Source organism: Luteibacter sp. NPDC104163 (genome assembly GCF_055584245.1).
In genome coordinates this window covers 576,207-590,890 of the sequence record NZ_JBVJMK010000001.1, presented here as the reverse complement: position 1 = coordinate 590,890, position 14,684 = coordinate 576,207, and the positions used below count along the sequence as shown (strand labels likewise).

The 14,684-nt window shown below is 65.6% G+C and carries 9 protein-coding genes; 6 read left to right on the top strand and 3 right to left on the bottom strand.

The window, feature by feature from the left end; all coding sequences use genetic code 11:
• Positions 1–8: 8 nt before the first annotated feature.
• The 3 genes from ACZ6YI_RS02665 to ACZ6YI_RS02655 are packed head-to-tail and all read right to left on the bottom strand — an operon-like array spanning position 9 to position 3,686.
• Positions 9–1,100, bottom strand: a complete 1,092-nt coding sequence (locus tag ACZ6YI_RS02665; RefSeq protein WP_440328369.1) for a dipeptide epimerase — start codon at positions 1,098–1,100, stop codon at positions 9–11.
• A 20-nt stretch (positions 1,101–1,120) separates the two neighbouring features.
• Positions 1,121–2,524, bottom strand: a complete 1,404-nt coding sequence (locus ACZ6YI_RS02660; RefSeq protein ID WP_465777295.1) for a C40 family peptidase — start codon at positions 2,522–2,524, stop codon at positions 1,121–1,123.
• 13 nt (positions 2,525–2,537) lie between these two features.
• The gene (locus ACZ6YI_RS02655) at positions 2,538–3,686 is read right to left on the bottom strand and encodes a DUF819 family protein (RefSeq protein ID WP_465777294.1); all 1,149 of its coding nucleotides are present in this window, start codon (positions 3,684–3,686) and stop codon (positions 2,538–2,540) included.
• A 301-nt stretch (positions 3,687–3,987) separates the two neighbouring features.
• On the opposite strand from ACZ6YI_RS02655, the gene ACZ6YI_RS02650 reads away from it, so the two are divergent.
• The 6 genes from ACZ6YI_RS02650 to ACZ6YI_RS02625 all read left to right on the top strand — a co-directional run bounded on the left by ACZ6YI_RS02650 (position 3,988) and on the right by ACZ6YI_RS02625 (position 14,584).
• On the top strand, positions 3,988–5,400 hold the full coding sequence (locus ACZ6YI_RS02650) for a transglutaminase-like domain-containing protein (protein WP_465777377.1): 1,413 nt from the start codon (positions 3,988–3,990) through the stop codon (positions 5,398–5,400).
• Positions 5,401–5,442: 42 nt separating this feature from the next.
• A complete protein-coding gene (locus ACZ6YI_RS02645; RefSeq protein ID WP_465777293.1) occupies positions 5,443–8,436 on the top strand; it encodes a TonB-dependent receptor in 2,994 nt (997 codons plus the stop codon).
• A 106-nt stretch (positions 8,437–8,542) separates the two neighbouring features.
• Positions 8,543–11,104 carry a membrane dipeptidase gene (locus tag ACZ6YI_RS02640; RefSeq protein WP_465777292.1) on the top strand — a complete coding sequence of 854 codons (2,562 nt, stop codon included), beginning with the start codon at positions 8,543–8,545 and terminating at the stop codon, positions 11,102–11,104.
• Complete coding sequence (locus ACZ6YI_RS02635) at positions 11,058–11,762, top strand: M15 family metallopeptidase (RefSeq protein WP_465777291.1); 705 nt, start codon at positions 11,058–11,060, stop codon at positions 11,760–11,762. Before ACZ6YI_RS02640 ends, ACZ6YI_RS02635 begins: the two co-directional genes overlap by 47 nt.
• A gap of 2 nt (positions 11,763–11,764) precedes the next feature.
• Complete coding sequence (locus tag ACZ6YI_RS02630; RefSeq protein WP_465777290.1) at positions 11,765–12,799, top strand: serine hydrolase domain-containing protein; 1,035 nt, start codon at positions 11,765–11,767, stop codon at positions 12,797–12,799.
• Positions 12,800–12,967: 168 nt separating this feature from the next.
• Positions 12,968–14,584 (top strand): NAD+ synthase, encoded by a 1,617-nt coding sequence (locus ACZ6YI_RS02625; RefSeq protein WP_465777289.1) that lies wholly within the window; start codon positions 12,968–12,970, stop codon positions 14,582–14,584.
• Positions 14,585–14,684: the final 100 nt, after the last annotated feature.

The window sequence follows — 14,684 nt, the reverse complement described above, 5'->3', positions numbered from 1 at the left end:
GGGTGCCCTCAAAGCGCTTCCAGGCCGCGGATCTCGCGGATGCCAAGGCCGGGGGCGTCCGTGATCGAGATTTCCGATTCGTTGAACGTGACCCCGCCGTCGACCGGATCGTAGGCGCATAGCGAAGGCCCGTCGAGGTCGACCTTGGTGATCACATCGGACTTGGCCACGGCCACGTGGACGGCCGCGGCCACGCTGATGCTGGATTCGAGCATGCAGCCGATCATGCACTCGATGCCGTAGAGGCCGGCGATGTCGGCGATCTTGATGGCGTTGGAGATGCCGCCGGTCTTCATGAGCTTGATGTTGATGATGTCGGCCGCGCGCATGCGGATCAGCTCCATCACTTCCATGGGGCCGAAGACGCTTTCATCGGCCATGACCGGCGTGTGTACGCGCTCGGTCACGTAGCGCATGCCCTCGAGGTCGCGCGCCTTTACCGGCTGTTCCACGAGTTCGAGGCGCACGCCGGCATCTTCCAGCGCGTGCAGCGCGTAGACCGCTTCCTTCGCCGTCCAGCCCTGGTTGGCATCCAGGCGGAGCAGGGCGCGGTTCTCCACGGCGGCATGGATGGCGCGGACGCGCTCGATATCCACGCCGATATCCTTGCCGACCTTGATCTTCAGCGACTCGAAGCCGCGCTCCACGGCGGAGACGGAATCCGCGACCATCTTGTCGATGTAATCGACGCTGATGGTGATGTCGGTGGTGATGACCGGATCGCCACCGCCCAGCAGCTTGTACAGCGGCGCGTTGTACAGCTGGCCCCACAGGTCGTGCACCGCGATCTCCACGGCGGCCTTGGCGCTGGTGTTGCGCTCCATGGCGCCCTGGATGAGCCGGGTGATCCGGTTGAGGTCGGCGATGTCCTCGCCGATGAGGCGCGGCGCGATGTAGTGGCGGATGGCATCGACGATGGAGCCATGGGTGTCACCGGTGATGACGGCGGTGGCCGGCGCTTCGCCGTAGCCTACGCGGCCGTCGTCGGTATGTACCATGACGACGATATCCTCCACGCTCTCGACGGTGCGCAGCGCGGTCTTGAAGGCCGTTTTGAGCGGCACGCGCAGCATGCCGAAGCGGATGTCCGTGATCTTCATAAAGTCCTGTCGTTCGGCGGTTAGCGGATGCGCACGATGCTGGTCATGCGATCGACGAAGGTCTGCGTGTCGTTGAACATCATCGGAAGCAGGGGCGTGACGGAGACGGCGTTGAGCTTCACGCGGCGCATGCTCCCGTCAGCCTGCCGGTAGCTCATGCCGCCCACGTCGTGGATCACGTAGGGCTGGCCGTCGAGCTTGCCGATCACCATCATCACGTGGCCCGGGATATAGACCAGGTCACCGACCTCCAGCGCCATCGCGGCTTTCACGCGCGCATCGTGGCTGTCCTTGTCGGTGTACTGGGTGTGGTCCAGGCCGGGGCTCTTCGCCTGGTCGCCGGTGTTGCGCGGCATCTGCACGCCCATGCTGCGATACACATCGGAGACGAACCCGCTGCAGTCACGGCCGTCATAGGCGTGGCCCCAGCCGTATCGCTCACCCAGGAACTTGAACGCCTGGCGGATGATGTTCGCGCGGGTCAGCGGGAGGTAATCCGCGGCGGAATCCTGGTTGCGCTGGAGCAGCGCGGGGTGGAACGACAGCGTGCCGTCCGCGCCGCGCAACGGCAGGCTCAGCGTCCACGACGTGTACGCCGTCTGCCCATTTACCGGCTGGTCGGCGGCCACGCTGGTGTCCAGCGGCACGCGCGTGCCCATGTCCAGCTGCAGTTCGGACAAGGCAGGTACCTCCGGGGTGTAAACCGTATCCGGCTTCGCACCCGTGATCACGCGGTAGGGCGTGGCGTCCACGTGCGCGAAGATCGCCTGTGCATCGCCCAGCGCGATGTCGTCCGCGTGCATCCACGCGGCATAGCGCGGGCTCACGACGAAAGCCCACTTCCCATCCTGGCTGGTGTGCACGACGACCAGCGGATCGCCGGGGAACAGCGTGCTCTCCTGGAAGCGGTCGATATCGGTGTCGCCAGCGTGGCTGAAGACGCGCAGGTCGGTGGGGAAGCCACGCAGCGCACTGCGTCGCACGGCCATGCCGTAGTGCGGGGTCACGCTCGCGGGAATGCCTTCGATACCGGCGTTGGCCATTACCGCATCGATCGTCGCGGCCGGTACCGCCTTGCCTTCCACGTCGTATAGCGTCTTCGATGGCTTGCTGGTCAGTTTGGTGACCCAGCCTTTCACCTGGTCGCGCGGCAGCGTCGCGCCGAGGTGGCGGATATCGTGCATGGAAGGATCGAGCCGCATCACCTTGTCGTTGATCGCGGCGATGGCACGGGTATCGAGCACCACGCTATCCGCTGCGCCGGCGCGGGAGACCCAGAACGCAGGATCGAGCTGCGCATCGGTGATGCCGAGGACTCCCGAGGGCGGAGCGACCAGTGCCTGCGGTTCCGCAGCGCGGGCCGCGGTGGCGCCGACGGCCACGGCAAGCATCGCGGCAAGGAGGGTATGGCGGAGGGTGTTCATGCCGAGGTCCATGTCAGGAAGCCAGCGCGGAAAGGACGGAAGCGACGACCAGGCCGTAGCCCGTCCCGAGGATATAACCGAGCAGCGCGAGCAGGATGCCCACCGGCACGAGCGAGCGCGAATAGGTCGCCGCGAGCACCGGCGTCGCGGCCACGCCGCCGATATGGGCCAGCGAGGAAATGCCGCACAGGTACAGGTCGAAATGGAACAGCCGGGCGAAGCCGCAAAGGAACACGGCGTGCAGCGCGATGACGGTTACGCCGCAGAGCAGGTACAGCGGCGCGGCGGCGATGCCTGCGAAGCTGCTCTGCGAAGCCAGGACCGCCACGACCGAGATAAGCATCGCGCTGGACACCGACTGCGCACCGGGCAGGCGGGCCAGCGGCGTGTGCGCGGCGACCAGTCCGGCGAAGGTGGCGATGAGGATGGTCCAGGTGGTCGACGACACCATGCTGCCGACCGGCAGGCGCTCGCCGAGCACCGTGGCCAGCGCGGCCACGCCAATGGCCAGGCCCAGCCATAGCAGCACGCTGTCGACCGTTGCCGGGGTGCGTGCCGCCGTCTCGGCGACCGCCATGTCGGCACTGGAGCGCGCGCGGGCCCAGCGGTTGAAGGCGGGCGCGAGGCGGGCGACCGAGAACAGCACCACCACCCACATCGAGTAGCAGAGCGCGTCGGTGAGCAAGGTCGTGGCCAGCGAGGTATCGGACATGCCGATGGCCTGCTTCACCGCGATCATGTTGGCCGTGCCACCCACCCAGCTGCCTGAGAGCGAGGCCAGGGGCTTCCACCCATCGCCCGGCATCCAGTGGCGGAAGAGGAGGAAGGCGAGGACGAACGCGGCGAACAGGCTGATCGACGTGCAGGCGAACACGCCCAGCACGCGCGGCCCCAGCCGGAGGATGGCGCGCAGGTCGCAGCTGATCATCAGCAGGAAGAGCAGGGCGGGCACCAGCCGCTTCACCAGCAGCTCCTGGGCACCCTGGATCTCCGCGGAGTGGGTCCAAAGGCCGCCCACCGAAAGCGCGGTGACCGTGAGGTAGGTGAGCACGATGGGCGGGAGGATTTCGAACACCTTCCAGCCGAAATGCCGTTCGATGGCCGGCCAGAAGCCAGCGGCCAGGAGCATCACGGCCAGGTAAGGCCAAACCGACTCGATCACGCATCCCCTCCCAAGGGTGGTACCGCACGGCGTCGTGGAATATCTATTCCTGACGATCTAGGCGGCAGCATAAATTATTGACCGGCGTTTGCAAGCATGTTACACAGCCAAGACGCACGACCCATCCACCACGGTGCAACGGGGATACCGAACGGTGCAAGCGGCTCTACGACATGTGATCGTCTGCCACGCGCTGGCCGCCTGCCTGGTGGCCGCGGGAGCATCGCGCGCAAGCGCGCTCCCACACGCGACGTGTAAGCCCCCCAGCTCTTGTGGGAGCGCGCTCGCGCGCGATACCAGCCTGCCCCAGCCTCCCCAACCAGGCACCCCCGCCGCCACCGCCAGCCAGCAAATCGACACCGGCCACTTCAAGGCCGCCGAATCGACCATCGCAGCGGCCCTGGCCCAACCGAACCTCGACACCGCGCAACAACAGACGCTGTTGTTCCAGCGCGAACGCATGCGCCGCATCCTGCTCGACTTCAAGCTCGACACCGACGCCACCAAGGCGCGCGTGCGCAAGCAGATCCCCGACCTCACCGACGCGGAGTTCGCGAAGTGGGACAACGCGGGCCTGCTCGAGAAACAGGTGATCGACGGCCGCACGCTCTATTTCAACCGCGCGCCCGGCAACCTGTTCCGCCTTAGCGCCGAGGCACGCGCACGTCGCAAGGACCCGGTGCCGTTCAACGATGGCCCGAACGAAGTATTGAACGACCACCACCGCGCCATCCGCGCGGCGGCGATCAGCACCGGTAGCACCAGCGTGTTGCCGATGCGCGAGGAGGTGACCCAGACCCTCACGGTGAACGCCGACGCGGTCCCCGCAGGTGAAACACTGCGCGCATGGCTGCCGTTCCCGCGCGAGATCAAGGGCCAGCAGGAGGATGTGCAGCTCGTTGCCCATGCACCCGCCGCCTTCGCCGCGAAGCCCAGTGACGCCATGCAGCGCACGGTCTATCTGGAACAGAAGGCTGTCGCGGGCAAGCCCACGGTGTTCTCGGTGACCTGGCAGGCGACCCTGTACGGCCGCGATTTCAACATCGATCCATCGAAAGTCGTCCGTAGCCCTATCACGCCAGCGCTGCAACCCTTCGTCGAGGAACGCGCACCGCACGTGGTCTTCACCGACGCCATACGCGCGTATTCGAAGAAGGTGGTGGGCGACGAGACCAACCCTTATCGCGTCGCGCAGAAACTGTTCGCTGCCGTGGATACGATCCCATGGGCTGGCGCGCGCGAATACTCCACCCTTTCGAACATCGGCGACTACACGCTGCACGCAGGTCACGGCGATTGCGGTGAGCAGACCTTGCTGCTCATCACCTTGCTGCGCATGAACGGGATCCCCGCGCGCTGGCAATCGGGCTGGATGTTCTCCGATGGCAAGTACAACAACATCCATGACTGGGGCCAGGTGTACCTGGCGCCGTATGGCTGGGTGCCGGTGGACGTGACCTTCGGCCGGTTGAATGGCGACGCGAAGCTCGAGTACTTCTATCTCGGTGGGCTCGACGCGTATCGCGTCGCCTTCAACGATGACTACGCGCAGCCCTTCGTCCCCGCGAAAACGTTCCCCCGTTCCGAGACGGTGGATTCGCAGCGTGGCGAGGTGGAGTGGAAGGGCGGCAACCTGTACTTCGATCAGTGGGATTACGACTTCAGCTGGCACCGGGTCGGCGCGTCGCGAGGGGACGCCACGGCACACCGGTAACCTGTTCGACAACCCGATACATCATCTTATGGGAGTGGGGAGATGGGGGATACCAAGACGAACCGGCGCGTGCTGCGCCATGGCGCCTTGTGCCTTGCGATAGGCGTTGGCCTGCTCGCGGCATCCGGTGCACAGGCCGCCAACACCGATGGTTCGATCGTCGGCCGCACGAAACCCGGGGCGACGGTGACCGTACGCGACCCGTCCACGGGCCTGACCCGTACGGTGACGGCGGATCGCGACGGCAGCTACCGCTTCCCCTTCCTCCCGGTGGGCCACTACAGGCTCGACAGCAGCCTGGACGGCACGCCGGTGGGGCAGACCGCCGAGGTGAATGTCAGCCTGGGTAATGCCACCACGGTGAACCTGGTCGAACGTGCGAAGGCGACGACTGACCTGGAAGGCGTGCAGGTGAGCGCGCCGATCGTGATCTCCGCGGTCGACGTGAGTTCGACCGAAACGGCGACGAACGTGAGCCGTGAAGAGATTCGCCGCCTGCCGGTGGACCAGAACGTACAGGCCGTGGCGTTGCTCGCACCGGGCGTCAACAAGGGCAACGCCGGCTTCGGCGGCATCTCCTTCGGTGGCTCGTCGGTGGCCGAGAACTCGTTCTATGTGAACGGCCTCAACGTCACGGACTTCTACAACCGAAACGGCTTCTCGGAAGCACCGTTCGCCTTCTACCAGGAGTTCCAGGTCAAGACCGGCGGCTATTCCGTCGAGTTCGGCCGAACGACGGGTGGCGTGGTGAACGCGGTGACCCGCTCGGGCACGAACGAATTCAAGGCTGGCGCCGAGATGACCTTCGAGCCGAGTGACTGGCAGGCGCAGGCGAAGAACCGCTACTGGGATGGCGAGCGCTACATCACCTCCTCCGAGGACCACTACACGCGCACCAAGATGAACGTGTACGCGTCCGGCCCGATCGTGAAGGACAAGCTGTTCTTCTTCGCCATGTACGAGGCGCGCGGCTACACGCCGCAGAACACCAACAACGACGGCACCGTCCTTACCCAGAACGATACCGATTCGGGCTTCTGGGGCGCCAAGGTCGACTGGCACATCAACGACAAGAACCTGCTCGAGTTCATGGCCTTCTCGGACAAGGACAAGAACGTCGGTTCGGTCTACGAGTACGACTATCCGACCCAGACGAAGGGGGTCAAGCAGGACGAGATCTACAGCGATACCGGCGGCAAGAACTGGAACGGAACCTTCACGAGCTATCTCGTCGACAACCTGTCGATGAAGCTGATGTACGGCAAGAACAACCGCGAAGACTTCACCCGCGGCCTCTCCGATGAAGAGTGCAACCCGGTCGCCCGTGTGAACGCGGTGCCCTCGCCGGGCGTGCCGCTCGGTTGTAGCACCAGCACGGCGGTGGAGAAGCGCAACGACACGCGCAAGCAGGGCCGTGCGGACTTCGAGTGGACGCTGGGCGACCATGTGCTGCGCTTCGGTTATGACCACGAGGTGGATACATCGCAGTATTCGCGGCACTACCCGGGCCCGGGCGCGTATTACTATAACATCTACAACACGACGCCCGGTGCGACCATCGAGAACGGTGGCGTCGTGCCAGCGGGTTACACGGCTTATGTGCGCGCCCGTCGCTATGAGATCGACGGTACCTTCGAGACCGACAACAACGCTTACTACATCGAGGATAACTGGAACATCACGCCGGACTTCCTGCTCAATGCCGGCCTGCGTCGCGATGCCTTCGACAACAAAACCGGCGAAGGCAAGAGCTACATCAAGATGGACAACATGATCGCGCCGCGCCTGGGCTTCTCGTGGGACCTGAAGGGTGACGGCACGACCAAGGTCTTCGGGAACCTCGGCCGCTATTACCTGCCGGTCGCGAACGTGATCAACATCAAGCAGGCGGGTGGCCTGCTCGACCAGCGCACCTACTACGGCTTCAACGGCTACCAGATCCTCGAGCGTAACGGTGGCGAGTACGCGGTTCCCATCCTCGGCCCCCAGATCGGGCCGGTGGATGATTCCCAGGGCAACGGTACCGTGGGTGACCTGCGTGCCGAAGTCGACAAGCACATGGATTCGGTCTACCAGGACGAAGCCATCCTCGGCTTCCAGCAGGCTCTCGACGAGAAATGGTCGTGGGGCGTGAGCGGCACGTACCGCAAGCTGCACAACGCGATCGACGACATGGAGATCAGCGCGACGCCGCAGTGCGGCGGTGACGGGTACATCGGCTACGTGATGGGTAACCCCGGCCGCAAGACCACCGTGTACGGCGACACCAACTGCGACGGTACGCCGGACGGTTACATCACCATCGATACGTCGAAGGAAGGCTGGGCGATGTACGACGCCGACGGCAACTACCTCGGCCAGCGCGGCTGGAAGAAGCCACGTCGTACGTTCGGTTCGCTGGAGTTCCAGCTGGACCGCGCGTGGGACGAGAAGTGGATGTTCAACGCCTCGTACGTGCTCTCGTGGAGCCGCGGCAACGCCGAGGGTCCGGTGAACTCGGATACCAATTTCGATGACACCGGCCGTACCGAGAACTTCGACGATCCGTGGGTGAACCTCAACGGCGGCTACCTGCCGAACGACCACCGCCACCAGATCAAGCTGCGCGGGACCTATGCGATCAGCAAGCAGTGGCAGGTCGGTGCGGACGTCACGGCGCTCTCGGGCAGCCCGATCACCGGCTATGGCGTGGGCAATCCGTACGACGCCACCGTCTACCACAGCTATTTCATCTGCGTGGACAACTGCGCCGACCCGGTCTCCGAGAACCGCGTGTACCAGCGCTCGCCGCGCGGTGACCGCCGGACTCCCTGGACCTTCAACCTCAATGCGAGCATCACCTACCTCCTGCCGATCGACGAGAAGAACAACCTGCGCGTGAAGTTCGCGGTGTACAACGTGCTCAACCAGCAGCGCACGCTGGGCGTGGACCAGGACCTGCAAACCAGCGTCGGCGGCCTCAACCCGACCTTCCTGCAACCGCAACGCTTCCAGTCACCCCGCTTCGGCCAGCTGACCGTCTCCATCGATTTCTGACGAAACACCAGCCCTTGTGGGAGCGTGCTTGCACGCGATGGGGTGTGCCGCCAGCACCCATCGCGCGCAAGCGCGCTCCCACAACCGCATTCACCGAGGAGGGGTGATGAAACGACTGCTCATGCTTGCGCTCGCCGCCACAGGGGTGCATGCCCAGGACCATCCCCTCACGATCGATACCCATGTCGACATCCCCCTGTCGTACATGGCCGATCCCAAGTTCGACGCCGGCAGGGATGGCCCCCTCAAGGTCGACCTGCCGAAGATGCGCCGGGGCGGACTGGATGCCGCCTTCTTTGTGATCTACGTGGCCCAGGGCCCGCTCACCGAGGCAGGCTACGCGAACGCGGTGGCGCAGGCGACCCGCAAGTACGACGCCATCGACCGGATGCTGAAGCAGTACCCCGGGCAGATCCGGGCTGCCCGCACGCCGGCGGACGTCCGTGCGAACAAGGCTGCCGGTGTGCTTTCGGCCATGATCGGCATCGAGAACAGCTACTCGCTCGGCCACGACATCCGCCGCGTGGACACCGCGTATGCGCGCGGCGCCCGGTACATCGGGCTCGCCCATGTCGGCAACAACGATCTGTGTGGAAGCTCGCTACCCGACAAGGACCTGGGCGACAAGCCGGACAGCAACCTCGGCATCACGGCGTTCGGCCGCCAGGTCGTGGCGCGGGCGAACGCCCTGGGCATGATGGTGGATATCTCGCACGCCTCCGACGCCTGCGTGCGCGACGTGCTGGCGCTGTCGAAGGCGCCCATCATCGCGTCGCATTCCTCCTCGCGCGCGCTGACCAACCACCCGCGCAACCTGTCGGACGAGCTGCTGCGCGCGATCGCCGCCAAGGGTGGCGTCGTCCAGGCCGTGGCCTATAAGGAGTTCCTGAAGATCGACCCGGCACGCGAGGCGGCGGAGAAAGCCTTGCAGCAACGGGTCGCGAAGGAAGCAGGCGACAAGGCCTACGACAGCGAGAAGCACGATTACCTGCCGGCGTACGCCGAGGGCATGGCGCAGATCCAGCGCGAGCATCCGCTGTCGACGCTGGACGACTTCCTCAACCACATCCAGCATATGGTCCAGGTGGCGGGTATCGACCACGTCGGGATCGCGTCGGATTTCGATGGCGGCGGGGAGATTACCGGTTGGATGGATGCCTCCGAGACCCGCAATGTCACCGCCGGGCTGAAGGCGCGCGGCTTCTCCGATGCCGATATCGCCAAACTGTGGGGAGGCAACCTGCTGCGCGTATGGGCGGATGACGAGAAGGTGGCGACGGCGAAGCCTGTGGTCGCCTCGTACGATCAACTGATCGACGAAGCGATGGCCCGTTACAAGGTGGCCGGCATGGCCGTCGGCGTCATCGACGAGGGGAGGGTGGTGTACACGCGAGCCGTCGGCGATGTGCTCGATGCGAAGGGCAGCAAGGTTGATGCGGCTACGCGGTTCAAGATCGCATCGAACAGCAAGGCGATGACGACCGCGCTGCTGGCCAGGCTCGTGGCGCAGGGCAAGCTGCGCTGGGACGATCCGGTCACGAAGTACCTGCCGGATTTCAGGATGCACGATCCCTGGGTCACGGCGCAGATGCAGGTGCGTGACCTGCTTATCCACAACACGGGCCTGCGCGAGGGCGCCGGCGACCTGATGCTCTGGCCCGAGCCCAATACCTTCACACGAAAGGACATCTTGCACGGGCTCGCTTACCTGCAGCCCGCGCACAGCTTCCGCTCGACGTATGCCTACGACAATCTGATGTACGTCGTGGCGGGCGAGGTCGCCGCCGCGGCTGGGGGTGCGCCGTACGACGTGCTGATGCACCGTGAGGTGTTCGACCCGCTGGGCCTGCACAGCTGCGAGGTGCTCGATATCACTTCGGCCGCGGCAGGCGGCATCCGTTGCGACCTGGACGACATGCTGCGCTGGGCGGGTAACTGGCTATCGCCGGATGAGGCACAGTACGCATGGCTTGACGCGATGGCGCGCGCGCCGCTATGGACGATCCAGAATCCCATGCCGGTGGGTGAACGCCGCGCTGCCTGGAACGACACGCACCTTTATGGCTACGGTTACGGCTGGCGCCTCGCCGATGTGGATGGGCAATGGAGCGTGTCGCACACAGGCACGCTATCGGGCTACTACTCCACCGTAAGCCTGTTGCCGGAGCGGCGAAGTGGATTTGTCATCCTGATCAACGGCGGCAGCGAGGACGCACGGGACACGCTCGCCGAGGCGATGCTGAAGCGGTTCACGGCGCCGTCGGAAGCGCACACGGTCGGTGAGTACGCGGACCGGATCGCGGCCGCCGCCTCGGCTGCACCTGCCGCGGCGCGTGCGCCGGATACGTCCGGCCGCGTGGCCACCTCGGCGAAGGAAGCGATGGCCTTCCTTGGCGTCTGGAAGGATCCGTGGTTCGGTGAAGTGAGCGTCTGCCCCGGCAAGGGCGGTGTTCGCTTCGAGTCCACGCGCTCACCGGCGATGAAAGGCACGCTGAAGCGCGTCGGTGCGCGATACCTCGTACAGTGGGATGGCACGCGGATGGATGCCGAGCCCTGGCTCGAACTCGCCGCACCGGACCAGCTGCGTCTCTCCAAGGTCGATCCCGATGCCGACTTCAGCAATGATTTTGAAGACCTCGCTTTTACTCGCGTCCGCGCTTGCCCTTGAGGCGGTGGCGGCTGAGCGGCCGCCCGCGCTGTCGCCAGCGCGCACGATGGCCGAAGCGGGGATGGTGGATGTGCGGACGCTGTCGCCCAGGCTTGCCGAGGACATGAAGTACGCCGGCAGCGACAACTTTACGGGTGCCGTGGTGGATGGCTATCGCGCGCCGAAGTGCTTCCTGCGCAGGCAGGCTGCGGAAGCCCTTGCCCGCGTGGAGGCCACGTTGCATGGCCAGGGTTACGCGCTGCGCGTGTGGGACTGCTATCGGCCGGCACGTGCCGTCGCGGCCTTCGTGCGCTGGGCGAGCGACCTTTCGGATACATCCACCAAGGCCGCGCATTACCCAAGCCTTGGCAAGGACGCGCTGTTGGGTGAATACATCGCACCCGTCTCCGGGCACAGCCGCGGCGCCACGGTGGATCTCACCCTGATGCATTGCGCATCGGGCCCGTGCGAGCCGCTCGACATGGGTACGGGCTTCGACTTCTTCGATCCGCTCGCGCACACGGCGGATCCGCGTATCACGGCCGCGCAGAAGGCGAACCGCGAGCGCCTGCTGAAAGCCATGGCCGCCGAAGGGTTCACGAACTACCCGCAGGAATGGTGGCACTTCTCGCTGCCCGCGGCCGCACCGCCCGTAATTTACGACGTCCCCGTGGAGTAAGCATGCGCTGCATTGCCGTGATCCTGTCGTGCCTGGCCTTCACCGTCGCGGCCCACGCTCGTGACGATGCGCGCCTGGATGCGCTGATGCAGCGCTACCAGGGCGATGTGCCCGGCGCCTCGTTGCTGGTCCTGAAGGATGGCAAGCCGATCGTTTCGAAGGGCTATGGCTTTTCCGACATGGAGGCGCACGTCGCGGCGGGGCCTTCGACCGATTACCGCCTGGCTTCCGTGAGCAAGCAGTTCACCGCGACGGCCATCCTGCTGCTCGCGCAGGACGGCAAGCTGAGCCTCGATGACCATGCGCGAAAGTGGCTGCCGGAACTTCCGGCCGTCGCTGCGCCGATCACGATCCGGCAGCTTCTGAGCCACCAGGGTGGCCTGGTCGATTACGAGGACATCATGCCGGCGGACACGTCGGTGCCACTGCGCGACAAGGACGTGCTCGCGCTGCTCGCGAAGACCGATCACCTGTATTTCCCGCCGGGTAGTTCGTACCGCTACAGCAACGGCGGTTACGCGATGCTCGCGCTCATCGTGGAGAAGGCGTCGAGCATGCCGTTCCAGGCATTCCTGAAAACACGCATCTTCGAGCCGCTCGGGATGAAACACACGCTCGCTTTCGTGAAAGAGGGCGCTCCCGTGCCGAACCGCGCCTTCGGTTACAGCGAAGAGGGCAGCCACTGGGTCCGCACCGACCAGAGCATGACCAGCTCCGTACTCGGCGATGGCGGCATCTATTCGAACATCGAGGACCTGGCGCGCTGGGACGCCGCGCTCTACGACAGCCGCCTGCTCAGCGATGCCTCGCGCAAGGCCGCCTTCACCGGCTGGACCGCCACCGACGACCCGACCATCCGCTACGGCTACGGCTGGCGCATCACCGGCGAAACCCTGTGGCACTCCGGCGAGACCATCGGCTTCCGCAACGTGATCGTCCGCTACCCGAAGCAGCACCTCACCGTGGTGCTCCTGACCAACCGCAATGACCCCGAGCCCTACAAGACGGCCCTGAAAGTAGCGGCGCTCTACCTCTAGGAACGCGCCGTGCAGGCTGTTGTGGGAGCGCGCTTGCGCGCGATGGGTGCTAGCGCCACCCCCCCCCCATCGCGCGCAAGCGCGCTCCCACAACAGCTCCTGCCTCAGCGCGCCCCCACAAGGCGAGTGGATTATCATGGGCGATCCCCGCGATTCCACGGATCCCCCATGTCCACCTTTCGCTTCGCCCTGGCCCAGCACGATTTCCCCGTCGGCGCGACCGCCGGCAACGCGCGCCGGGTACGGGCCCTTGCCGCCGAGGCGCGCGACCGCCTCGGGGCCAAACTCATCGCATTCCCCGAGCTGACCCTCTCCGGCTACCCGCCGGAAGACCTGCTCCAGCGGCCGAGCTTCCTGCAGGCCTGCGGCCGTGAGCTCGAGGCGCTGGCGCCCGACCTGAAGGGCATCGCCGCGATCGTGGGCTACCCGGATAGCCAGGGCGAGGTCTACAACGCTGCCTCGCTGATCCGCGATGGCAAGGTCGAATGGACCTACCACAAGCAGGCGCTGCCCAATTACACGGTGTTCGACGAGAAGCGCTATTTCCGCGCGGGCGAGCAGACCCACGTCTTCAACATCGAAGGCGTGCGCGTCGGCATGCTGGTGTGCGAGGACATCTGGGAAGCCGAGCCGGCGGCGCACGCGGCGGACGCCGGGGCGGAGCTGATCCTCGTCATCAACGCCTCGCCCTACGACCAGCGCCAGGCCGCCACCCGCGAGGCGCTGTTGCAGCAGCGCGCGACGGAAAACGGCGTGGCCATCGCCTACGTGAACCTCGTCGGTGGCCAGGATGACCTGCTGTTCGACGGCCACTCGCTGCTGGTCCAGCCGGATGGCAGCATCGCCGCCCGCGCCCCGTTCTTCGAAGACCTGCTGCTGGGCGTGGAATACGACAGCGCCACGAAGCAGCTGAAGGCTCTCGACTGGCCCGCGCCCGATACCCGTAGCGCAGAGGCCGTGATGTACGACGGCATCGTCCGTGGCATCCGCGATTACGTGGGCAAGAACCACTTCGAAGGCGTGCTGCTGGGCCTTTCCGGTGGTATCGACTCGGCGCTGACCCTCGTGATGGCGGTCGATGCGCTGGGCAAGGACAAGGTCACGGCGGTGATGATGCCGACCAAGTACACGTCGGATCTTTCGCTACGCGAGGCCAAGGCCCAGGCGGAGCACCTAGGCGTCGAATACCACATCGTCCCGATCGAGGGGATTTACGATTCCCTGACCGGCGCGCTCGCCCCGGTCTTCGGTGACCGCAAGCCGGATATCACGGAAGAAAACCTGCAGTCGCGCACGCGCGGCGTGCTGCTCATGGCCATGTCGAACAAGTTTGGCCGGCTGCTGCTTTCCACCGGCAACAAGAGCGAGATGGCGGTGGGCTACGCCACGCTGTACGGCGACATGTGCGGTGCGTACGCGCCGCTCAAGGATGTCTACAAGACGGTGGTGTACAACCTCTCGCGCTACCGCGCGGCGATCGATGGCGGTATTCCCGAAGCCGTGATCGAGCGCCCGCCTTCAGCCGAGCTGCGCCACGACCAGACCGACCAGGATTCGCTGCCGCCGTACGATGAGCTGGACGCGATCCTCCAGCACTTCATCGAGGGCGAGGCTTCCGCGGAAGACATCATCGCTGCGGGCTACGACGACGCCACGGTCCGCCGGGTCATCCGCCTCGTCTACATCAACGAGTTCAAGCGCCGCCAGGCCGCGCCCGGCCCTCGCGTCACGACCAAGGCCTTCGGCCGCGAACGCCGCTACCCCATCACCTCATGCTGGCGCTAAACCCCAACCCAGCCCTTGTGGGAGCGGGGGTGGGGGCGGGGGGGGGGGGGCGCCCCCCCCCACTGCGGGCCCGGCGCCGGCACTGTGGCACCTCGCGTGG